At 73.8% G+C, this 21,896-nt stretch carries 23 protein-coding genes; 9 read left to right on the top strand and 14 right to left on the bottom strand.

Going from position 1 to position 21,896, the window contains the following annotated elements:
* Positions 1-26 precede the first annotated feature (26 nt).
* The gene (locus J7I94_RS00325; RefSeq protein ID WP_215164370.1) at positions 27-1,385 is read left to right on the top strand and encodes an FAD-dependent oxidoreductase; all 1,359 of its coding nucleotides are present in this window, start codon (positions 27-29) and stop codon (positions 1,383-1,385) included.
* Here the strand turns inward: J7I94_RS00325 and J7I94_RS00320 are convergent.
* From J7I94_RS00320 to J7I94_RS00310, 3 genes are all read right to left on the bottom strand, one after another.
* Entirely contained in the window at positions 1,375-1,986 is a 612-nt protein-coding gene (locus J7I94_RS00320; protein ID WP_215164369.1) for a hypothetical protein, read from the bottom strand. The two genes, J7I94_RS00325 and J7I94_RS00320, sit on opposite strands and share 11 nt — an antisense overlap.
* Positions 1,987-2,143: 157 nt before the next feature.
* Positions 2,144-2,374 (bottom strand): hypothetical protein, encoded by a 231-nt coding sequence (locus J7I94_RS00315; protein ID WP_215164405.1) that lies wholly within the window; start codon positions 2,372-2,374, stop codon positions 2,144-2,146.
* Between the two features lie 219 nt (positions 2,375-2,593).
* Positions 2,594-3,028: a cupin domain-containing protein gene (locus J7I94_RS00310; protein WP_215164368.1), complete on the bottom strand. Its 435-nt coding sequence runs from the start codon at positions 3,026-3,028 to the stop codon at positions 2,594-2,596.
* A 217-nt stretch (positions 3,029-3,245) separates the two neighbouring features.
* On the opposite strand from J7I94_RS00310, the gene J7I94_RS00305 reads away from it, so the two are divergent.
* Positions 3,246-4,085: a sigma factor gene (locus J7I94_RS00305; RefSeq protein WP_215164367.1), complete on the top strand. Its 840-nt coding sequence runs from the start codon at positions 3,246-3,248 to the stop codon at positions 4,083-4,085.
* On the opposite strand, the gene J7I94_RS00300 is transcribed toward J7I94_RS00305, so the two are convergent.
* A complete protein-coding gene (locus tag J7I94_RS00300; RefSeq protein ID WP_215164366.1) occupies positions 3,974-4,975 on the bottom strand; it encodes an RNA polymerase sigma-70 factor in 1,002 nt (333 codons plus the stop codon). The two genes, J7I94_RS00305 and J7I94_RS00300, sit on opposite strands and share 112 nt — an antisense overlap.
* A gap of 274 nt (positions 4,976-5,249) precedes the next feature.
* Here J7I94_RS00300 and J7I94_RS00295 point away from each other — a divergent pair, with 274 nt between their 5' ends.
* Positions 5,250-5,516: a WhiB family transcriptional regulator gene (locus J7I94_RS00295; RefSeq protein WP_215164365.1), complete on the top strand. Its 267-nt coding sequence runs from the start codon at positions 5,250-5,252 to the stop codon at positions 5,514-5,516.
* Positions 5,517-5,588: 72 nt separating this feature from the next.
* Here the strand turns inward: J7I94_RS00295 and J7I94_RS00290 are convergent, their stop codons facing one another.
* The 3 genes from J7I94_RS00290 to J7I94_RS00280 all read right to left on the bottom strand — a co-directional run bounded on the left by J7I94_RS00290 (position 5,589) and on the right by J7I94_RS00280 (position 8,918).
* Complete coding sequence (locus J7I94_RS00290; protein ID WP_251074430.1) at positions 5,589-6,194, bottom strand: YceI family protein; 606 nt, start codon at positions 6,192-6,194, stop codon at positions 5,589-5,591.
* Positions 6,195-6,361: 167 nt separating this feature from the next.
* A complete protein-coding gene (locus tag J7I94_RS00285; protein ID WP_215164364.1) occupies positions 6,362-7,111 on the bottom strand; it encodes an SDR family oxidoreductase in 750 nt (249 codons plus the stop codon).
* Positions 7,112-7,187: 76 nt separating this feature from the next.
* Positions 7,188-8,918, bottom strand: coding sequence for an L-aspartate oxidase (locus J7I94_RS00280; protein WP_215164363.1), 1,731 nt, complete (start codon positions 8,916-8,918; stop codon positions 7,188-7,190).
* Positions 8,919-9,080: 162 nt separating this feature from the next.
* Between J7I94_RS00280 and fdxA the strand changes: the two genes are divergently transcribed.
* Positions 9,081-9,440: a ferredoxin gene (gene fdxA / locus J7I94_RS00275; RefSeq protein WP_215164362.1), complete on the top strand. Its 360-nt coding sequence runs from the start codon at positions 9,081-9,083 to the stop codon at positions 9,438-9,440.
* 15 nt (positions 9,441-9,455) lie between these two features.
* Here the strand turns inward: fdxA and J7I94_RS00270 are convergent, their stop codons facing one another.
* On the bottom strand, positions 9,456-9,953 hold the full coding sequence (locus tag J7I94_RS00270; RefSeq protein WP_215164361.1) for an Ohr family peroxiredoxin: 498 nt from the start codon (positions 9,951-9,953) through the stop codon (positions 9,456-9,458).
* A 152-nt stretch (positions 9,954-10,105) separates the two neighbouring features.
* Positions 10,106-11,002, bottom strand: coding sequence for an RNA polymerase sigma-70 factor (locus tag J7I94_RS00265; protein ID WP_215164360.1), 897 nt, complete (start codon positions 11,000-11,002; stop codon positions 10,106-10,108).
* Positions 11,003-11,210: 208 nt separating this feature from the next.
* Between J7I94_RS00265 and J7I94_RS00260 the strand changes: the two genes are divergently transcribed.
* Positions 11,211-11,849, top strand: a complete 639-nt coding sequence (locus J7I94_RS00260; protein ID WP_215164359.1) for a DUF5134 domain-containing protein — start codon at positions 11,211-11,213, stop codon at positions 11,847-11,849.
* 9 nt (positions 11,850-11,858) lie between these two features.
* Here the strand turns inward: J7I94_RS00260 and J7I94_RS00255 are convergent, their stop codons facing one another.
* The 5 genes from J7I94_RS00255 to J7I94_RS00235 form a co-directional block, all read right to left on the bottom strand.
* The gene (locus J7I94_RS00255) at positions 11,859-13,289 is read right to left on the bottom strand and encodes an aldehyde dehydrogenase family protein (RefSeq protein ID WP_215164358.1); all 1,431 of its coding nucleotides are present in this window, start codon (positions 13,287-13,289) and stop codon (positions 11,859-11,861) included.
* Entirely contained in the window at positions 13,289-14,389 is a 1,101-nt protein-coding gene (locus tag J7I94_RS00250) for a phenazine antibiotic biosynthesis protein (protein ID WP_215164357.1), read from the bottom strand. The genes J7I94_RS00255 and J7I94_RS00250 overlap by 1 nt, the downstream gene beginning before the upstream one ends.
* 40 nt (positions 14,390-14,429) lie before the next feature.
* Entirely contained in the window at positions 14,430-15,182 is a 753-nt protein-coding gene (locus J7I94_RS00245; RefSeq protein ID WP_215164356.1) for a PIG-L deacetylase family protein, read from the bottom strand.
* Positions 15,183-15,273: 91 nt separating this feature from the next.
* Positions 15,274-16,506, bottom strand: a complete 1,233-nt coding sequence (locus J7I94_RS00240; protein WP_215164355.1) for an NAD(P)/FAD-dependent oxidoreductase — start codon at positions 16,504-16,506, stop codon at positions 15,274-15,276.
* Between the two features lie 108 nt (positions 16,507-16,614).
* Positions 16,615-17,382, bottom strand: a complete 768-nt coding sequence (locus J7I94_RS00235) for a bifunctional 2-polyprenyl-6-hydroxyphenol methylase/3-demethylubiquinol 3-O-methyltransferase UbiG (protein WP_215164354.1) — start codon at positions 17,380-17,382, stop codon at positions 16,615-16,617.
* A gap of 155 nt (positions 17,383-17,537) precedes the next feature.
* On the opposite strand from J7I94_RS00235, the gene J7I94_RS00230 reads away from it, so the two are divergent.
* From J7I94_RS00230 to J7I94_RS00215, 4 genes are all read left to right on the top strand, one after another.
* Complete coding sequence (locus J7I94_RS00230; protein ID WP_215164353.1) at positions 17,538-18,476, top strand: 2-hydroxyacid dehydrogenase; 939 nt, start codon at positions 17,538-17,540, stop codon at positions 18,474-18,476.
* Between the two features lie 149 nt (positions 18,477-18,625).
* A complete protein-coding gene (locus tag J7I94_RS00225; RefSeq protein WP_215164352.1) occupies positions 18,626-20,245 on the top strand; it encodes a cytochrome b N-terminal domain-containing protein in 1,620 nt (539 codons plus the stop codon).
* A 51-nt stretch (positions 20,246-20,296) separates the two neighbouring features.
* A complete protein-coding gene (locus J7I94_RS00220; RefSeq protein ID WP_215164351.1) occupies positions 20,297-21,175 on the top strand; it encodes an alpha/beta fold hydrolase in 879 nt (292 codons plus the stop codon).
* Positions 21,176-21,189: 14 nt separating this feature from the next.
* A complete protein-coding gene (locus J7I94_RS00215) occupies positions 21,190-21,690 on the top strand; it encodes a GNAT family N-acetyltransferase (protein WP_215164350.1) in 501 nt (166 codons plus the stop codon).
* Positions 21,691-21,896: the final 206 nt, after the last annotated feature.

Here is a 21,896-nt window from a genome sequence, read left to right as displayed (position 1 = left end):
GTGAAGCCAAGAGAACAGAGGACACCGTGCGTGAGATCTTGATCGTGGGTGGCGGTTACGCGGGTTTCTACACCGCGTGGGGCCTGGAGAAGAAGGTGCGCCGGGGGGAGGCACGGGTCACCGTGGTCGACCCCCGTCCGTACATGACGTACCAGCCGTTCCTGCCCGAGGTGGTCGCCGGATCGGTGGAGGCCCGGCACGCCGCGGTCTCGCTGCGGCGCCATCTGCGCCGTACCCGGCTGATCGCGGGCTCGGTGACGGAGATTCGCAACAGCGCGCGCACCGTCACCGTCCGCCCGGAGTCCGGGCCGTCGTTCGACCTCCCCTACGACGTGCTGGTGGTGACGGCGGGCGCGGTCACCCGCACCTTCCCCATCCCGGGGCTGCACGACCACGCGTACGGACTGAAGCACGTCGAGGAGGCGGTCGCGATCCGCGACCGCCTCCTCACCTCGTTCGACCGCGCGGCGACCCTGCCGCCCGGCCCCGAACGCGCGCGGCTGCTCACCGTCACCGTCGTCGGCGGCGGCTTCTCCGGCGTGGAGGGCTTCGGCGAGCTGCTGAGCCTGGCGACCGCGCTGCTCAAGCAGTATCCGGAGATCGGCCCCGAGGAGCCGGCCTTCCACCTGGTCGAGGCGCGGGGCCGGATCCTGCCCGAGGTCACCGACCGGCCCGGCGCGTGGGTGGTGCGGTCACTGGAGAAGCGGGGGGCCCGGGTGCACCTGAACACCCAGCTGGTGTCGGCGGAGAACGGCCACGTCCGGCTGTCGGACGGCACCGCGTACGACTCGGGCCTGCTGGTGTGGGCGGCGGGCAACGCCGCCAACCCGATCGTGCACAACCACACCGACCTGCCGGTCGACGAACGCGGCCTGCTCACCGTACGCGCGGACCTGCGGGTCAGTGCGGACACCGGGGTGGTGGCGGACGTCTGGGCGGCCGGCGACGACGCCTCGGTGCCCGACCTCGCGGCCGGCCGGCCGGGCGCCCGTACCGTGCCCAACGCCCAGCACGCCGTCCGGCAGGGCAAACTGCTGGCGAAGAACATCGTGGCGGCGCTGCGCGGCCGGCCCGTCAAGGAGTACCGGCACCGCAGCCTGGGTGTGGTGGCCACGCTGGGGATGGGCCGTGGCATCTTCCAGTACCGGTCCCTGGTCATCAAGGGGTTCCCGGCCTGGCTGACGCACCGCGGCTATCACGTGCTGGCGATACCGAGCTGGGAGCGCAAGGCACGGGTGTTCGCCGTGTGGGTGACCGCCGCCCTCTACGGCCGGGACATCGTCTCCCTGGCCTCGGTGCAGCACCCGAGGGAGGCTTTCGTCTCGCACGGCGAACCACGTCGCGCGGAGGAGTCCCCGGTGCGCGAGGACCGGCTCACTGCTTGACCGCGCGGTACAGACCGCGCCCGACCCGACGCACCCGGGAGCTGCCGACCAGCCGGTCGAGCGTGCTGCGGACGGCGTTGATGCTGCCGCTGTCGGTGTCGCGTCCCAGCGCGGACGCGACATCGCGGGCGCGGACGTCGGTGCCCGCGTTCTCCGCGAAGTACGCCAGGATCTGCTCCGTGAGCTTGCCGTACGACTTCCCGGCTTCGGCTGAAGCGGAGAAAGCGGAGGCGGAAGCGGAAGAAGCAGTAGCGGCGGTGGCGGCGGGCGACGGGGTGGCGGCGGGTTCGGGGGCGGGGACGGGACCGGAGTCGGCGGGGCCGGCCGCGGACCGGCCGCCGGCGTCCTCGGCGGCCGCCTCGGGCGCCGGATCCACCGGGGGTGCCGGCACCGCCGCGGGTGCGGGGACCGCGGACGGGGAGGTGCCGGGCAGCAGCGCCTGCAGGGCGGCCAGCGCCCGCTGCACGGAGTCGAGGTGCGCGGTGACCGCGGCGAGCTCTCTCTCCAGCGCCTGCCGCTGGATCTCCAGCCGGGCCAGGTCCTCCTGGAGGCTCTCGGCGGTGTTCTCGATGTCGCGAGCCGTCGGGGTCACGGAGACCATGCGTTCCTCTCGTCCTCAACCCTTGTCCGGACAGAACCGCCCGATGTGCCGGTTCCGTCATCCTGGCCCGGCACCGGGGGATGCTACCCGGACATCATATGCGGCGGCCCACACCGGGCGGGGACGGACCGGTGTGGGCCGTGTGCGGAACACACTGTTATGGACGACGTGTGGCCGGCTCCTCGTCCGGGGACGCCGCACCGTCGGTGGGCGCGGCCACCGAGCGGCGCAGCCGGCTGAGGGTCTCGGAGACCGCGTCGATCCGGGCGTCCACTGTGTCGATCGCCTCGCGGAGCAGGGTCAGCCGCCCTTCGAGCAGGGCGGCCTCCGCGGCGAGCGACGCGGTGGCGGCGGCGGGATCGGTCGGCCGGTCAGTGCTGCGCGGCATCCTCCCGGCCCTCCTCCCCTCGCTCCGGAAGCCCGCGGACGGGCGTCTGACGTGCGGCGACGGTCCGGGCGGTGGCCGCCCGGACGCATCGGCCGACGGGTGTCCCTGCCATGCTCCTCCTCCTTCGCTGCGGGGCCCGGGCGGACACCGCCGCAAGCCGTTGACACCGCATTGACCGCGCAGTGGGGGAGCCTGTGACAGCCGTCCGGCACCGCCTGGTTACGGCAGTTCGCAGCCCGGGTCGGGGGCGTCCTCGGAGAACGGGGCGCCGTGCGGCAGGACGTAGAGGACCTCCAGGACGACGTTGTCCGCGCCCCGGTTCTGGCCGATGTGCACGTGGTCCGCGCCCGCCGGCTCCTTCAGGAAGCTGCCCTTCTTGTACACGCCGTCCGAGGCGCAGGTGGCGTCGAAGTGGCTCAGCGTCCCCTGCCGGACGTAGGCGTACAGAGTGCCGTCGTGGTAGTGCCAGCCGGTCGCCTGGCCCGGCGGGATGGTGATCTCGCGCAGGACGTAGTCCCGGCCGGCCTCGGACCACTGGGCCAGCACCGTCCCGGTGACGCCGGGGCCGCCGGGGGTCGCCTGGGCGGCGCCCGGGACGAGCGAGAGCCCGGTGACCGCGGCCCCGACCGCCGCGGCACGCAACATGGTGCGCATACTGATTCCCTTCGGAAAGACGCGTGTGCGGCCGGACGCCCGGGGTAAGGGAGACCGCGAAGGGGCGGCCCGCGCACACGACACACTGAATTGCCATTAAGTGTGACCAGGTACGACGTGACTGTGTGACAGTGTTTCAGGTGCGGGTGCTGTGGCGGTACGCCACCGCGGCGGCCGGGAGAGGCCGGAGGGCCGTTCCGGAACGGAAGGAGGCGGTATGGAACCCGTCGGTGACACCGTGCCTCTCGCGGAGCTGCTCGACGAGCGGCGGCACCTGGTGGAGGTCGCCCGGTGGATGCTGGGCAGCCGGGTCGCGGCCGAGCGCGTCACCGACGAGGCGTACCGCCAGTGGTACCGGCTCTCCGAGCGGCAGCGGGCGCGGATACGGGCGCCCCGGGCCTGGCTGACGCGGGTGGTGGGCGGCCTCGCGCTGGCCCGGCTGGCCCCGCCCGGCACCGGCCGCCCGGACCCGCCGGAGCCCGCGCCGCCGCGCGAGCAGCCGTACGCCGGGCTGCGGGACGCGGCCGACCGGGCGCTGCTGCGGGCGCTGGAGACCCTGTCCCCGGCCGAACGGGCGGCGTTCGTGCTCAACGACGTCTTCGGGGCACCGGCCGCCGGCGACCGCGCGGCCCGCCCGGACCCGGTGGACCGGGCCCGGCACAGCCTGCGCGCCCGCACCGCCCGCCCGGCCCCGCCGCGCCGGCAGCACGAGATCGCGCACGCCCTGCGGCAGGCGTGCGCCGACGAGGACACCGGGCGGCTGGCCGCCCTGCTGGCCGACGACGTCACCGCGTTCTTCGACGGCGGCGGCAAGGTCCGCGCCCTGACCGGCCCCGTCACCGGCCGCGAGCGGGTCGCCCGGAGCCTGCTGACCCTGCTCGCCGGGCATCCGCGCACCACCTTGCGGGCCTGCCCCGTCAACGGCGGCACCGGCCTGGTGGCCCGCTACGAGGAGACGGTCGCCGCGGTCGTCACCCTCGACGTGGCCGGCTCCCGCGTCGTCCAGGTCTGGGTGGTCCTCAATCCCGACAAACTGCGTTCCTGGAACCGCCCCTGACGGGTGGCCAGGTAGGCGGCGAGCTTGCCCGGCTCGAAGACCCACATCACCTGGTGGATGCCCCGGCGGGTGGCCGCGACGGTCATGAAGGTGGCGGGCCGTCCGTCCCGGTGCAGGACCACACCGCCACGCCCGTTGGCCACCACCGGCTCCACCTCGACCGTGGGCCAGAACCGCGGGTATGCGGTGGACAGGTTCGCCACCCGGACCCGGCCCAGCACGGGCACCCGGGCCGCGCCCCGCATGCCGTTGCCGTCGGACAGGCTGACCGCGTCCGGCGTGAGCAGTTCCTCCAGCGAGGCGGTGTCCCCGCGCCGGGCGGCGGCCACGAAGGCGTCGAGCAGCTTGCGGTGCTCGACGGCGTCGACGCTGTCGCGCTGGTCGTCGGTGAGGTGTCTGCGCGCCCGGCTGACGATCTTCCGTACGTTGACGGGGCTGAGTCCCAGGATGCGCGCGATCTCGGGGTAGCCGTAGTCGAACGCCTCCCGCAGCACGTACGCGGCGCGCTCGGTCGGCGGGAGCTTCTCCAGCACCAGCAGCAGGGCCAGTTCGAGCGCCTCGGCGCGTTCGGCGCCGGCCTGCGGGTCGTTGCTGGTGTCGATCGGCTCGGGCAGCCACGGACCGATGTAGGTCTCGCGCCGGACCCGGGCCGACTGGGCCACGTTGATGGCCAGCCGGGTGGTGGCGCTGGACAGGAACGCCACGGGACTGACCACGACGGACCGGTCGGTGCGCTGCCAGCGCAGCCACACCTCCTGGACCACGTCCTCGGCCTCCGCCGCACTGCCCAGCATGCGGTAGGCGATGCCGAAGAGACGGGGCCGTAGCTCTACGAAGACGGAGACGGCCTCGCTCAGGTCGCCTCCCACGGTGGACGCCTCTGGATGCATGGTCCTTGGGTCTCCGTTTCTGTGTTGCCAACGTGTTAACGGAGGCGGCCGGCGGGCGGGACCGGTGTCAGCGGTGGGGTGGCGCGGTCACCTCCGTCCCAGAAGACCGAGGGGCCGGACGGTTCGTAACAGGTGCGCGCCGACTTTCTCGACGGATTCACCACACCATCGATTGGCACCTTTTGCCGTCGTCTTTCGTGTCACACCCACGTCGACCGTCCGGTCTTCCCGGATACCCCCCCACAGTGTCCGTTTCCCACACCGGAGGTGTTCCATGGACTGGCGTGACCGGGGCCTGTGCCTGCGCGAGGACCCTGATCTCTTCTTCCCGGTCGGCAGTGCCGACAGCGGCCTGTCGGCCGTGCAGACGGACGAGGCGAAGGCGGTCTGCCGGCAGTGCCCGGTGGCCGAGCGGTGCCTGGCCTGGGCCGTCGAAGCGGGGCCCGTCGAGGGCATCTGGGGCGGTACGACCGAAGGCGAGCGCCGCGCCCTGCGCCGGCGTACGGCACTCGGCCCGGCCCGGACGATGACGGCCGCGTGAGCACGGCCGCGTGTGGGGCGGGGGTGGTTCCGGCACCGGAACCACCCCCGCCCCACACGCGCCGGCCGCCGGTCAGGCGCCGGACTCCCGGTCGGCGCGGACCGCCGAGACGTCCAGGGTCAGCGTCACCTTGTCACCGACGAGGACCCCGCCGGTCTCCAGTGGCGTGTTCCAGGCCAGCCCCCAGTCCGAACGCCGCAGGGTGGCCGAGCCCTCGAAACCGACCCGGTGCCGCCCGTGGGCGTCGTCGCCGGCGCCACCGAAGGCGACGTCGATGTCCAGGGGCAGTTCGACGTCCTTGACGCGCAGCGCGCCCGCGAGCCAGAACGTGTCGTCACCGAGCGGGCGGACACCGGTGGAGCGGAAGCTCATCAGCGGGAACGTCGCGGAGTCGAAGAAGGCCGGGCCCGCCAGATGGCCGTCGCGCTCCTTGACCCCGGTGTTCACACTGTCGGTCTGCACACTGACGTACGCCTCGGACCGGGCGGGGTGGGAGCCGTTGAGCAGGAGCAGGCCCTCGAAGCGGTCGAACCGGCCGCGGATGGTGGAGATCATGGCGTGCCGCACGGAGAAGCCGATCATGCTGTGCACCGGGTCGATGGTGTACGCGCCGGTCAGGCCCGGGTACGTACGGAAGCCGGGGGAGACGGCCTGATCGTGATGGAGGGACATGGTCATTCGCTTCGCTTCCTCGGACGATGGTGCCCGTCGGTGACGAGGTGGGCCGGGGTGGGAAAGGAGGTGGGCCGGGATGAGAAAAAAAGGGGCCTGCCGTACCGCGCCGCGGACGACAGGCCCCACGCACGGGTGACGGGCCCCCCTCACAGGGCTCGCCCCCCGGCGGCTCAGTGCTGCTGCTGCGCCAGCCAGTCGGTGAACCGGGTCTCCGCGATGTGCGCGTCCGGTCCGGGCAGCAGCGTGGTCTCCGTCAGCTCCGCGCCGAAGTACGGCGCGTGCACGTCGGTCACCACCTTGCGCGGGTCGTTCTTGGCGGCCAGGCCCTTGCCGATCAGCTCGTCGAGCTGGAACACGTCCGGACCGGCGACCTCCACCACACCGCCCACCGGGGTGCCGACGGCGGTGCGGCCCACGGTGGCGGCCACGTCGTCGGAGAAGACCGGCCGGATCTTGACCGGGGCCAGGCGGACGGTGTCACCGTCGGTGGCCGCGTCGGCGATGCCCTTCATGAACTCGAAGAACTGCGTGGCGTGCACGATGGAGAACGGGATGCCCGAGTCCTTGATCAGCTCCTCCTGCGCCTGCTTGGCACGGAAGTAGCCGCTCTCCTGGAGCCGCTCGGTGCCGACCACGGAGAGCGCCACGTGGTGGGTGACGCCCGCCTCCGCCTCCGCCTTCAGCAGGTTGGTGGTCGAGGTGCGGAAGAACTCCATGACGGCGTCGTCCGCGAAGGAGGGCGAGTTGGAGACGTCGACCACGACCGAGGCGCCGGTCAGCACCTCGGCCAGACCCTCGCCGGTGAGCGTGTTCACGCCGGTGTTGGGGGCGGCCGGGACCGCCTCGTGACCGTGCTCGTTGAGCTTGGCGACCAGCTTGGAGCCGATCAGTCCGGTGCCACCGATCACTACGACCTTCATGGTGGGAATCCTTTCGGGGTGGTGTGATGCTGTCTGTACTGGAGAAGACCGGGTAGGCGGGGTTTGTGTTACACCGTCACTCGACGAGCTTGCCCTCGGTGGAGACGTCCGCCATGAGGGCGGCGATCTCGGCCGGGATGTCCGGGATGCTCTCGCGGGTGACACCGGTGGCCGGCGACCACACGAGGTTGACGCGGAGGGCCGGGTCCAGGTCCGGGAAGTCGCTGCGGTTGTGGCAGCCGCGGGTCTCCCGGCGTTCCAGGGCCGCCTCCAGGGTGGCGCGGGCCGCCAGCGCGGCCGACTTCAGGTCGAAGGCGTGGGCGAGGTCCTGGAACCCGGCGATGTCCGGGTGCACCCCGACGTTCTCCATGCGCTTCTCGATGAGGTCCAGTTCCGCCAGCCCGGCGCGCAGCCCCTGCTCGTCGCGGACCACTCCGGCGTGTTCGGTCATGGTGTCGCGGATGGCGCGTTGCAGCGCGCGCACGTTCTCCGGCCCGTCGGCGGCGAGCAGTTCGTCGACCTCGGCGCGGGCCGCGCGGGTCGCGGACGCGCTGCGGGGCTGTGCGGTGAGCGACTCCGCGTAGGCGGCGGCGGCCTGGCCGGTGAGCCGGCCGTAGACGAGGAGTTCGATCAGGCTGTTGCCGCCGAGCCGGTTGGCGCCGTGCAGACCGCTGGCGGCCTCGCCGATGGCGTACAGACCGCGCACGTCGGTGCCGTGGTCCTCGGGCCGGACCCAGACGCCGCCCATCGAGTAGTGCGCGGTGGGCGCGACCTCGATCGGGTCGCGGGTGATGTCGAGCATCTGCAGCTCCAGGAGGGTCTGGTAGACCCGGGGGAGCCGCTCCATGATGGTCCGGCGAGGCAGGTGGGAGACGTCGAGCCAGACCCCGCCCTTGGGGGTGCCGCGGCCCTCCTTGATCTCGGTGTAGGAGGCGAGGGCCACCCGGTCGCGGGTGGACAGCTCCATCCGCTCGGGGTCGTAGCGGCTCATGTACCGCTCGCCGAGGGCGTTGCGCAGGATGCCGCCCTCGCCCCGGGCCGCCTCGCTGACCAGCGTGCCGGCGGCGTTCTCCGGCTCGATGATGCCGGAGGGGTGGAACTGCACCAGCTCGGGGTCGCGCAGCCGGGCCCCGGCCTCGACCGCCAGCCGGAAGGAGTCACCGGTGTTCTCGTCCCGGCGCGAGGAGGTGCGGCGCCAGATACGGGTGTGACCGCCCGCCGCGAGGATCACGGCGTCCGCGTGGATCAGATGACGGGTGCCGTCGGTGAGGTCGAAGCCGTACGCCCCGAAGACCGCGCCGTCGTGCACCAGGATGCGGGTGATGTACACACTGTCCAGCACCGGGATGTCCAGCTGCACCGCCCGCCGGATGAGGGTGCGCTGGATCTCCAGGCCGGTGTAGTCGCCGGCGAAGGCGGTGCGGCGGTAGGTGTGGGCGCCGAAGAAACGCTGTGAGATGCGGCCGTCCTGCTCGCGGGCGAACGCCATGCCGTAGCGCTCCAGGTCGTCGATGCCGAGGGCGGCGCCCCGGGTGACGATCTCGGCGGTACGCGGATCACCGAGCAGGTAGCTCTCCTTGAGCGTGTCGGCGGCGTGCTGCTGCCAGCTGTCCTCGGGGTCCATCGTGGCCAGGGCCGCGTTGATCCCGCCGGCCGCCAGGGAGGTGTGGGTGTCCTCCTTGGGGCGCTTGCCGACGGCGATGACGTCGACGCCGGCCTCGGCCAGCTCGATCGACGCCCGCAGGCCGGCTCCGCCGGTACCGATGACCAGCACAGTGGTGGCAAGACGTTGTTCGGTAATGGCCACGATCGCTCCCGTCGCTCTGAGTGGGTCACCGATAGGACAGGACCGGGTGGGGGTTTGTGACACGGACAGCGGCGGCGGCGACCGCGACCGTGTGAGGTGTCACAACATGACGGTGTCTCCGGTCACCTCTGCGAGCCGGAGGACCCGAGGAAGGGGAAGGCCATGCCGTACGTCATCGCACAGCCCTGCGTCGACATCAAGGACCGGGCGTGTGTGACCGAGTGCCCCGTGGACTGCATCTACGAGGGCACCCGCACGCTGTACATCAACCCCGAGGAATGCGTCGACTGCCACGCCTGCGAGCCCGTCTGCCCGGTGGAGGCCGTCTTCCACGAGGACGACCTGCCGGACCACTGGGCGCACTACCGGGCCGTCAACGCGGAGTTCCGCCCGTCCGTGCCGCCCGGCGACCACCCCTTGGTCACGGCTCTGCCCCGGCAGCGCCGGCCCAAGAAGGCGATCTCCGTGTTCGCCGTCGCCAAGGAGGAAGCCGCCGACGCCGACCTGTGGTTCCCCTCCTGACCGGCGGCCGGCCGCTCAGGAGGCGAGCGTGATGGTGGTCGGCGTGCCCCGCCAGGCCATGCGCGCGTACGGGCACAGCGCGTCCGCCCGCTCCATCAGCGCGGTGGCCAGGGCCCGGTCGGCCCCCGGCCAGCGCACCACCAGGTCGACGTGGAGCAGATAGCCGCCGTCCCCGGGGTCCCGGCCGAAGGCCACGGTGGCCAGCACGGAGATCGCCGCGGGGTCCAGCGCCTCCTGCCGGGCCAGCAGGCTCAGCGCGCCGTGGAAGCAGGCCGCGAAACCAGCCGCGAACAGCTGCTCGGGGTTGGTGCCCCGCCCGTCGCCGCCCAGCTCGGCGGGCATCCGCAGATCGAGGTCCAGGGCGCCGTCGGACGAACGGGCCCGGCCGGAGGCCCGTCCGTGCGAGACCGCGCCGCCGTGCACGGTCACGGTGGTGGTGTAGAGGGGCCAGAACTCGTCCCCGTCGTAGTCCTTCTCGGTGGACAGGGCGGGCAGCGGTATCCGGTCGGTCACGGCGTGACTCCGATGTCGTCGTGGTACGGCGTCCCGCCGCCGGCGGCCACGCCGTACCCGGGGCCTGGGTACGGTCCGCCTCCGGATCAGCGCGAGCCCGGGGCCGGACTACTGGATGACCGGCCGGCGCCCGCTCCTGTGACGCCGGCCGGTCAGCCCGCCAGGGAGGCCACGTAGGGCGTCAGCTTCGCCGGGTTCATCACCCACATGATCCGGTCGATGCCCTCCGTCGAGATGTCCAGGCACAGCAGGGCGACGGCGGTGCCGCCCATCGAGACCAGCACCGCCGGCAGGCCGTTGGCCTCGACCCACCGGATCTCCGCCTGCGGCCAGAAGCGCGGGGCGAACGCCACCAGGTACCGCGAGACATGGGTGCGGCCGATCACCGGGATCTTGGACGCGCCGCGGATGCCGCCGCCGTCGGAGTAGCTGACCACGTCGGCGGTCAGCACGTCCTCCAGGACCGACAGGTCGCCCGTGCGGGCCGCGGAGAGGAACACCTCCAGCAGCCGCCGGTGGGCGGCCGGTGTGACGCGTTCCCTGCGCTCGGCGGCCAGGTGCTTGCGTCCCCGGCTGACCAGCTGACGGGCGTTGGCCTCGGTGGTCTCCAGGATCTCGGCGATCCGCCCGTAGGGGTAGTCGAACGCCTGCCGCAGCACATAGGCGGTGCGCTCCACGGGGTTGAGCTTCTCCAGGAGCAGCAGCACCGCCAGCTCCAGCGCCTCGGCCCGCTCCGCGCCCAACTGCGGGTCCTGCACGGTGTCCACCGGATCGGGCAGCCAGGGCCCGACGTAGGACTCCCGGCGCACCCGCGCGGACTGCGCCAGGTTGATCGCCAGCCGGGTGGCGACCGTGGTCAGGAAGGCGGCGGGTTCCTTCACCTTGGCGCGGTCCGTGTGCTGCCACCGCAGCCAGGTCTCCTGTACGACGTCCTCGGCCTCCACCGCACTGCCCAGGACCCGGTAGGCGATGCCGAAGAGCTGGGGGCGCGCCGCGAGGAAGTCCTCCGTCGCTCGGTCGAGGGAGTCGGAGTGGGAGCCAGCGTCCATCGATTGTCCCTTCGGGCGTCGTGCGCATCATGCTACAAGCGGCCGGTGACGGACGTGCCGGTGGCCGGTGGCAACCCGGGCCGGCCCCTGAGACGGTGCGGACACACCGTGACATCGGGCGCCCGCACCGTCCGCGCGTACCGTGTCACGGATGGCTCGCACACCTGGTCAGGACAGTGAACCGCCCGGACCAGGAAAGGCACACACCGTGTGGCAGAAGACACCGGCCGACCTCGTGCACGCGCTGCTGACGGTGCTCTTCACCCTCGTGTCGGCCCATGCGCTGCGGCAGGTCCTGCGCCCCGGGGGCGCAGGACGCCGCGACCGGGTGGACCACCTGCTGCACGCCGGCATGGCCGGGGGCATGGCGGTGATGCCGTGGGGCCTCGCCCACCCGCTGGCCGGCCGCACCGCCGTGGCCGTGTGCGCTGCCGCCGCACTGTGGTTCGTGCTGTCCGCGCCGCGCCGCCGCCCGGCGGGCACCACGCCGCGCCGGCCCCTGGCGGGCACCGTGGCGGCGGTCGCCGCCCGGCTGCCGGCCGCGGCCGGCATGGCGGCGATGGCCTGGATGCTGCGCGCCCCGCACGGCGCCGCCCACCGGACCCTGGCCGCGGGCGGACCGGCCGCGCACCACACCGCGGCCGCCGCGCTGCCGGAGCCCGCGGTCACCGCGGTACTGGCGGTGGGTCTGCTGGCGTGCGGCGTACGGTCGTTGACCCGTCCGATGCCCGCGCTGCGGTCCGCCACGGACGACGCGCACCGCACCGCCGCGCGCGACCCGTACGGGCACGCGCGCGACGGGGCGATGGCGCTCGGCACGGCCGTGATGCTGCTCTTGCCGCACTGAGCGCGGCGGTCACAGGCCGCCGACGACCGCCTTGCCGCGCATCAGGAACTCCGACAGATACCCGTCGTGCGGCACGCCCGGCGCCATCCAGTGGGTGGGGTGGTCCCCGACGTACACGTTGGCGATGGTGGGTTCCGCCAGCAGCGCGTCGAGCAGTGCCCGGTCGCGGGTGAGGGCGGTGAGGACGAGGGTGTCCCGCAGCACGGCGGTGCCGGCCGCCCGGTCCCAGGGCGCCACCCACACGCAGGGGAAGGGGAGTTCGGTGCGCAGCTGGGCCGCGCCGGCGTCGGCGACCTGGTGGACGGCGGGACGCAGGACGGCGCTGCCGTCCCCGAGGCCGTCGACCACACCGTCCGCGCCGAGCCACGCGCGGGTCCCCGCGGCCACCGACCGCAGGTAGCCGCCGAGGGCCCGGGCCCGGTCCAGCGGGACCACCGGCAGCACCGCCCGCGGGTCCTGGGGCGGCAGCGAGGGCAGCCAGGACAGCCGGGCCGCGAGCGCCTCGGCGAGCGGCGCGGGGTCTCCCTCGACGTAGACGGCGGTGGTGTTGACGCACGCGGTGCCGCCCTCGTCGGCGACCGAACCGACGATCGTGTCCAGGTGGTCGCGCCAGTCGGTGCCGGCGGTGACGAGGATCTTGCTCCGGCCGGGACCCTGCGGCAGCACCCGCGGATCGCGGGCGTACCGGGCCACCACCTCGTCGCCGCCATACACCACCGCGCGGTCGGCGCCCCGGAGCAGGGTGTCGGCGCCGGGGTGGTCGGTGGGCAGCAGGACCAGCTGGTCGGGCCGGACACCCGCCCGGTGCAGCGCCGCGACCAGCCGGTGCGGGGTGAACGGCTCGCGCCGCGACGGGCGGACGGCGACCCGGTAGCCCAGGGCCAGCGCCTCCAGCCACAGCCGGTGCACACCGGGGTGGTTGCCGGAGGCGTTCACGGCGAACACCTCGCCGCGCCGGGCCCACACCGCGTGCCCGGCGCCCAGGACCGGGTCCCGGCGGCCGGCCACCGTCCCGCGCGGCCGGCCCTGTTCGGCGGAGGACCGGGCCAGGGCGACGAAGCGGGCGGTGCCCCGGGTCGCGGCGCGCACCACCGCCAGCGGGGTGCCGGAGGTCCGGCTGACGAGGTGTTCGTAGGCGCGTACGCCCAGTCCGCCGACGGTGCCGGCGGCGAACTCCCCGGCCGCCGCCGCCAGTACCGCGTCCAGGCCGGCCGGTGCCACCGGCGGGGCCTTGCGCAGCGCGGCCAGCGTCCGGCCGACGTACAGCGGTGGCACCAGGCTCAGCCGGGCCACCTCGGCCCCGGACACATCGGTCACCGCGCTCGGCCGCCGGGTCCGGTACGGGCCGCCGGGGCCCAGCGCGTCCAGGTACGGCGGGCCGCCGGGCTCAGCCACCGCCGCCGCGGCCGGGTCCCGGTCGGCCGTCTCCCGGTCCGCCATCAGTACACGCCCTCGATCACCGTCTCGCCGCGCACCACCGGCACCGGCGCCACATCGGCGACCGCGTCGCCCGCCTGACCGCCGGCTGGCCGCACCCGCACGGCCGTGTCCCGTTCGGCGTTGTTGGGAATGAGCATGGACTTGCTGACGTGGCTGACCACCACCTGGCCGCGCTCACCCACCGCGACCCGCTCCCCGGTGCCGGGATCCACCACCGACAGGAACACGTACGGCGACACCGGGTCGAACACACAGGGCTCCGCGGCGCCGGAACCGGGCCGCTCCAGCAGCGCGGTGAGCATCATGGTGTTGCCGTACATGCCGATGAGCGGGACCTCCGGGAAGACCTCGGTGGCCAGCAGGTGGCGGGTGTCGGGGTCCATGTGCGTGCCGCCCCAGACGATCGCCCCCACGGAGCCGTTGATGCGCTCCAGCAGGTCGTCCTCGCGGGCCAGCCGCTCCAGCAGCGGGGTGGTGGCGGCGAGCACGCCGATGTCCTGGGTGAGCAGGATGCGCCGACACTGTTCGACCAGGTGGTCGGTGTACGCCTCGGCCTCGTCGCTCCGGCCGGCGGCGATCAGCTTCCGTACCCAGCGCGGGTCCATGTCGACGCCGAGCGCCGGACCGCCGAGGGCCGCCGCCGCCCGCTGGAGCACGTCCCCGACCAGGTGCGGGCCGGTCGGGGCCACGGTCAGCCACGGCCGGCCGGCCGGCACCCCGTGGGCCCGCAGCCGCCGGTCGACCTGCTCGGTGCTGTGCCGCGCCCAGTCGGCCAGCTGGATCACCCGCTTGGGCGCCCCGGTGGTGCCGCCGCTGTCGAAGACGTCGAGCACCCGCACGCCGCTGCCGTAGCCCCGGGGGACCAGGTCGGCCACCGGCACCTCGCGCAGGTCGTCGGTGAGGGCGGGGAAGAGCGCCAGGTCGGCCACCCCCTTGACGTCCCGGCGCGGGTCGAAGGGGAGGCGGGCGGCCCGGTCGAGCCAGTAGCGGGAGCCGGTCTCCGGGGCGAAGTGCCACCGCATGGCCGCGCGTACGAACGCGTCCGGGTCGACGCCGTCGGACGGTCCGGCGTCCAGGACGGCGGGGGAGTCGTCACTCATGGGAGGTCCTTTCTCGGCGGTCGGGCCGGCCGGCGGCCGGTCACCGGCCGAACAGTTCGAAGGCGACGGCGGGCCGGCCGCCGAACCGGGCGCTGTGGGTGCCGGTGCTGTCGGCCAGGAAACGGCGCGCGTACGTCTCGGGGTCCGCGTCGCTCAACGCCTCCAGGTAGGTGCGGTGCGCCAGCAGGGACCGCACCCCCTGGTCGAACCCCGGCCCGGCGGGCACCGCGTGGGTCGGCGCCGGTGAGTTGGCGACGGCCACCCACCGCACGCCGTTCCAGGGCGGCAGCCCCCGCCCGGTGAGTTCCGGGAAGAACCAGCGGTTGCCCGCGTCCGCCACCGCGTCCAGCACGGCCCGGCCCACCGCCACGTGGTCCGGGGTGTTCCAGGCGCCGGTGGCCCAGGTGTCCCGGTGGTTCAGCGTGAGCACCAGCTCGGGCCGGTGCCGGCGGACGGCCGCGGCGATGTCCCGGCGCAGCCGCGTCCCGTACTCGATGACACCGTCGGGGTGGCCGAGGAACTCCACGGTGGTGACGCCGACGGCCGCGGCCGCCGCGCGCTGCTCGGCCTCCCGCAGCGACCGGGCCTGGGCCGGGGGGAGGGTGTCGATGCCGGCCTCGCCGCGGGTGGCGAGGACGTAGCTCACCTCCCGGCCGCCGGCCGTCCAGGCGGCCACCGCCGCCGAGCAGCCGTACTCCAGGTCGTCGGGGTGGGCCACCACGGCCAGCGCCCGCCGCCAGTCGTCCGGCATCGGGCGCAGCGGGGGCAGCGGGGGCGGGGAAGGGTCGGTCATGGGTCTGCTCTCGTGAACTCGGGCACGGGGTGCGGGCGAGGGGCGCTGCGGCGCTGGGCGGTGCGGCGCTGGGCGGCGCGGGCCGGGCGGGTCACGGCAGCAGGCTCTCCAGCGGCAGCCCCGGGTCGGCGAGCAGGGCGTCGTCCACCGCCGCGCCGGACTCGATCAGCGCGCGGACCGTGCCGATGACGTCCCACACGTCGACGCTCATCCCCGCGACCACTCGCTCGCCGGACATCCAGAACGCGACGAACCGCCGCTCCTGCCGCGAACCGCGGAAGACCACCCGGTCGTAACCGCCCGGCTCGGTCCAGCCGGTGTACTCCATGCCCAGGTCGTACTGGTCGGTGTAGAAGTACGGCAGCCGGTCGTAGGACGCGTCCTCGCCCAGCATGCTCAGCGCGGCGGTGCGCGGCTGGTGCAGCGCGTTGGCCCAGTGCTCCACCCGCAGGCGCCGGCCGAGCCGCGGGTGGTAGGCGGCCGCCACGTCACCGGCGGCGTACACGCCGGGCGCGGAGGTGCGCAGATGCTGGTCGGTGACGATGCCGTCGGCCACCTCCAGCCCGGCCGCCTCGGCGAGCTGGACGTTGGGGGTGATGCCGACGCCGACCACCACGGCGTCGGCGGGCAGGCGGGTGCCGTCGGCCAGCAGTACGCCGTCCGCGCGGCCGCCGGTTCCGGTGATCCGCTCGACCCGGGCGTGCGGCCGCAGATGGACACCGTGGTCCAGGTGCAGCCGGGCGAAGACCTCGGCCGCCTCCCGGCCCAGCACCTTCAGCAGCGGCAGCTCGCCGCGCTCCAGCAGGGTCACCCGGGCGCCGGCCGCGCGGGCCGCGGCCGCCGTCTCCAGGCCGATCCAGCCGCCGCCGACCACCACGATCCGGGCGCCCTCGGTGAAGGCGGCCTTCAGGCGTTCGCTGTCGCCGACCCGCCGCAGGTACAGCACGTTCTCCCGGTCCGCCCCCGGCACGGCCAGGCGGCGCGGGGTGGAGCCGGTGGCCAGCAGCAGCGCGGCGTAGGGCAGCCGGCGCCCGTCGTCCAGGGTCACCGTGTTCCCGCCGGGGTCGACGGCGGTCACCCGGGTGCCCAGCAGCAGGTCGACGCCGTTCTCCCGGTACCAGCTCTCGGGGTGCACATGGATCGACTCGCGGTCCTCCTTGCCCAGCAGATAACCCTTGGACAGCGGCGGGCGGATGTAGGGGCGTTCCGGTTCGTCGCCGATGACGAGGAGCGGCCCGTCGTGGCCGTGCTCGCGCAGTTCCTCCGCGGCCTTGCCGGCGGCCAGGCCGCCTCCGACGATCACGAACGTATTGACACGCGGCATGATGATCCCAGTCCCAGGTCGTGCGGCGCGCACAGCGAGCCGTGCGGTGCGGTCGTCCATGAGACCGGGCGGCGGCACGGGTTGTGACACCGTCCGTCTCCGGCCGCCTCAGTGCGGTCCGGCGAGCGTGACCGCCAGCAGTTCCGGCTCGTCGTGCCCCGGCAGCGGCACGAACCCGTACCGCGCCAGTTCCCCGGTCAGCCGGGCGCGCGAGGCGGGCCACATCCAGAACGTCTCGGTGTGCTCCCGCAGTACCCCTTGAGCGCCCCTGACCCAGTAGTCGGCGCGGGTGCGGATGCGGTACCCGGCGGGCGACATCGTCAGGCGCCCGCCGTAGGTGTGCGCACCGACCCGCTGCTCGGGCAGCAGCCGCACGAGGGTGCGCGCGGGCATGCGGTCGGGCGGCAGTTGCAGGAACAGCGAACCGCCGGACACCAGGGCGGTGCCGATCCCGGGCCACAGCGACTCCCGCGCGGCCGGCGGCAGACAGCCGACCATGTTGTGGCAGACGGCCACGTCCGCGACGGCGGCCGGCCCCGCCCGGTCCAGGGGGTACGGGTGCACGGTCACCCGCTCCCGCTGCCGCGCGGGCAGCGCGGCGAGCCGGGTCAGCAGGGCGCCGCGCATGGCCCGGGACGGTTCGACGGCGTGCACGTCGGCCCGGGACTCGGCCAGGCTCATCAGCGTGACCCGTCCGGTGCCGGCACCGATGTCCAGCACACCCAGCCGGGCCGACGCGACCGCCCGGCGGTAGAGCCGGCGCACCCGCGCCGCGTCCGCCTCGGCCTGCAGGATGTCGTAGAACTCGGCGGTGACGGCGTAGGCGTCCGGGGCCGGCCGGACGGCCGCCGGCGCTCGGGTGACAACGGTATGCATGTCCAGCAAGACAACGTGTGGACCGGACCTGTGACAGTGTCATCCGCTGCTGGGGGAGTGACCGTTGTCACCGCCGTCCGCTGTCACAGCGGGACGGGACGCGCAGTCAACTCTGCGGCTTTCGTGAAACCGTAGTGAGAGCGGAGTACGTCGTCATGACCGCGAGTTCCCCCCAGGTATGGCTGCCCGCGCAGTTCACCCGTCTCACCGACCTGCCCCCGGGGCTCGAGTACGCCCGCTGGGACGGCCGTTCGCCCTACCCGACGGACCCGGCCGAAGTGGAGTTCTACGCCCCGCCGCTGACCCAGGACATCGATGTCATCGCCGGGCCGCTCGCCCGGATGACCCGGCTGCGGGCGGTCCAGGCCCTCAGCGCCGGCACCGACGAACTGCGGGCCGCACTGGACCGCGTCCCCCGCGAGGTGACCCTGTGCAACGCGCGGGGTGTCCCCGCGCCCGGCACGGCGGAGCTGGCGCTCACCCTGGTCCTCGCCTCCCTGCGGGGTGTCCCCGAGGCGCTCCGCGCCCAGGAGCAGGGGGCCTGGGAGCCACGGGTGCACTCCTCGCTGTACGGGCGGTCGGTGCTCATCGTCGGCTACGGCGCCGTCGGATCCGCGCTGGAGGACCTCCTGGCCCCGTTCGGCTGCGCCGTGACCCGCGTCGCCAGTACCGGCCGCCGGACGCCCCGGGGGCCGGTGCACTCCGTCGCCCGCCTGCCCCGGCTCGTCGCCGACGCGGACGTGGTGGTGCTGTGCGTCCCGCTGACCCCGGACACCCGGCGGCTGTTCGACGCCGGGCTGCTCGCCCGCATGAAGGACGGCGCCCTGCTGGTCAACGTCGCCCGGGGGGCCGTCGTCGACACCGACGCCCTGCTGAAGGAGGCCGACGGCGGCCGGCTGCGGGCCGCGCTCGACGTGACCGACCCCGAACCGCTGCCGCCGGGGCACCCGCTGCGCACCGTGCCCGGGGTGCTGATCACCCCGCACGTCGGCGCGTTCACGCCGGCCCTGTGGCCCCGTCTGGAAACGCTCATCCGGGACCAGTTGGCCCGGTTCGCCGCGGGCGCGGAACTGCGGAACGTCGTCGCGCGCTGACCCGGGCCGGGTGTCACACCCTCGCCGGGTCACCGGTCATGACTCACGACAGCCGTTCACGAATCATCCCCATCACCGCGAACGGCACCGTCATGGACGAGTCGGCTCCGCCGTGCGCCGCGCGGGCGGCAGAAACGAATGGTGAAGAGATGGGCAACGACAGCCGGCCGGCCGGGCCGGAACAGGGGCACGGCGGGGACAGGCTCGCCCGCTGGCTGGACAGCCGCTCGGGCTACCACCGGCTGACCTCCTCCACCCGGCGCATGGTCTTCCCCGACCACTGGTCGTTCCTGCTCGGCGAGATCGCGCTCTACAGCTTCGTCGTCCTGCTGGTCACCGGCGTCTACCTGAGCTTCTACTTCCACCCCTCCACCGACCCCGTCATCTATGACGGCGGCTACGCCCCGCTGCGCGGCCAGCTGGTCTCCGAGGCGTTCGACTCGACCCTGCACCTGTCCTTCGACGTCCGCGGCGGACTGCTCATCCGCCAGGCCCACCACTGGGCGGCGCTGGTCTTCGTCGCCGCCCTGTTCACGCACCTGATGCGGGTCTTCTTCACCGGCGCGTTCCGCAAACCCCGCGAGCTGAACTGGGTGTTCGGCTTCCTGCTGCTCGTGCTGGCCATGTTCGCCGGGCTGACCGGCTACGACCTGCCCGACGACCTGCTGTCCGGCACCGGCCTGCAGGTGGTCAACGGCACGCTGCTGTCGGTCCCGGTGGTCGGGACGTACCTGTCGTTCTTCCTGTTCGGCGGCGAGTTCCCCGGCGAGGACCTGATCGCCCGCTTCAACACCCTGCACACGCTGGTCATCCCCGCGCTGATCGTCGCCCTGTTCGCCGCCCACCTGGCCCTGGCCGTGCTCCACCGGCACACGCAGTACCCGGGGCCGGGGCGTACCGAACGCAACGTGGTCGGCCGGCCGGCCAAGGTGTACGCCGTGCGGGCCGCCGGCCTGTTCTGCTTCGTGGCCGGTGTCATCTTCGTCATGGCCGCCGTCGCGCAGATCAACCCCGTGTGGAACTACGGTCCCTTCCGCCCCGACCAGGTCTCCGCCGGCTCCCAGCCCGACTGGTACATGGGTGTCGCCGACGGCCTGCTGCGGGTCATGCCCGGCTGGGAGATCGACGTGTGGGGCCACACCCTGGCCCTGGACAACTTCCTTCCGCTGCTGGCCGGCGTGCTGTTCTTCCTGGCCCTGGGCGCCTACCCGTTCCTGGAGGCATGGGTCACCGACGACGACCGCCACCACCATCTGCTGGACCGCCCCCGCAACCGGCCGGTGCGCACCGCCCTGGGCGTGGCCTGGCTCAGCGGCTACGCGGTGGCGCTGACCGGCGCCGCCAACGACGTGATCGCCACCCGGCTGCACGTCTCCGTCAACGGGGTCACCTGGGCGGTGCGGATCGGCCTGTTCGTCGTCCCGGTGCTGGCCTTCGTCGTCACCAAGCGCCTGGCGCTGGGCCTGCAGCGCCGGGACCGCGACAAGGTGCTGCACGGGCGCGAGACCGGCGTCATCAAACGCCTCCCGCACGGCGAGTACGTCGAGGTCCACGAACCCCTGGACCAGGCACACCGGCACGCGCTGACCGCGCACGAGCAGTACCGCCCCCTGGAGCCCGTCCCCGCCCGGGACACGGACGGTTCCCCGACCGCCCGCACCCGGCGGCTGCGCACCGGGCTCAGCCGGGCCTTCTACGGCCCCGGCAGCCAGATCACCAAGCCCTCGGAGACCGAGTACCGGGAGATCACCGGCCGCACCCGTCCCTGACCCCCGGCTCGCTCACCGCACCGTCCCACCCCTTCACGAAAGGCGATCGACATGAACCGCTCCCCGCACACCACCGGCACCCCCCTGTCAACCCGTACCACCCGCACCGCCCGGGCCCGTTTCGCCCTGACCGTCCTGGCCGGCGCCAGTGTCGTCGCGAGCGTCCTGGTCACCTCGGTCGGCCCGGCCGCCGCCGACAAGGGCGCCCCGGCCCCCGCCGCCAAGCCCACCGTCGTCCTGGTGCACGGCGCGTTCGCCGACTCCACGAGCTGGAACGACGTCATCGGGAAACTGAGACACGACGGTTACCCGGTGGTCGCCGTCGCCAACCCGCTGCGCTCCCTCAGTGGTGACAGCGCCTACCTCAAGGACGTCCTGGCCGGCATCGACGGACCCGTCGTCCTGGCCGGCCACTCCTACGGCGGCTCGGTGATCAGCAACGCGGCCACCGGCGACCGGGACGTCGAGGCACTGGTCTACCTGGCCGCCTTCCTCCCCGAGGAGGGCGAGAGCGCGGTCGACCTGTCCGGGAAGTTCCCCGGCGGCACGCTCGGCGAGGCGCTGCGGCCGGTGCCCGTCACCGGCGCCGACGGCTCCACGGGCACCGACCTCTACATCCAGCAGGACAAGTTCCGTCACCAGTTCGCGGCGGACGTGCCGCGCGCCAAGACCGACCTGATGGCCGTCACCCAGCGGCCGGTCACCGAGGCCGCCCTGGCCGAGGGCGCGGCCGAGCCGGCCTGGAAGACCATCCCGTCCTGGGTGCTGGTCGCCACCCGCGACCTCAACATCCCGCCCGCCGCCCAGCGGTTCATGGCCGAGCGGGCCGGCGCCCACACCTTCGAGGTCCGCTCCTCGCACGCGGTGAGCGTGTCACGGCCGGACACGGTCACCGACGTCATCGAGGACGCCGCCCGTTCGGTGCGCTGACCGGCGGCGAACCGATGCGTCGCGCACCGCGGATCGTCCCGACCGGACCCGCCGATCTCGCCCGGGTCGTGGCGCTGCACCGCCGCTGCTCCACCCGGACCCTGTGGAGCCGCTACCACCGTGCGATGGCCGACCCCGGAACCTGTCTGCCCACGCTGCTGGGCCGGCCGGGGTCGGTCCATCTGGCGGCGCGGGACACCACCGGCCGCTTCGTCGCGGTGGGACACCTGATGCCGGACCACTCCGACGTGGAGGCCGCGCTGCTGGTGGAGGACGCCTGGCAGGGCCGCGGACTGGGCACCCGCCTGCTGCACGCCCTGCTCCGGCACGCGCTCGACGGCGGCTGGGAGACGCTCTACGGGCTCTGTCTGCCGGGGGACACACGGATCGACGCCATCCTGCGGCACGCGCCCGTCCCCGTGCGGCGGGTGGAGACGGACGGCGCGGTCACCGCCTCGGTCCGGCTCCTCGGCCCGGCCGGCCGGATCCCCGCCGCCGGCGGCGGAAGTAGGTGACCGCCCCGCAGGCCAACCTGGCCGACCTCACCGCCGTCCGGCTCCCGCCGGCCCGGCTGGGATGACCACCCCTCTCCGCCGAAGGACATCAGATGCCCGACACCGAAAGCACGCCCGTCCGGGTCGGCACCGACCTGGAGGGAGCCGGTGCCCGCATCGACGGCCAGGCCGCCCACATCATGGGCCAACTGACCGCTTCGACGCCG

It is taken from the genome of Streptomyces sp. ISL-12, assembly GCF_018614415.1.
Taxonomy (GTDB): Bacteria; Actinomycetota; Actinomycetes; order Streptomycetales; family Streptomycetaceae; genus Streptomyces.
Note: the sequence above shows the minus strand (reverse complement) of the source record. Positions and strands in the feature narration are given on the sequence as shown.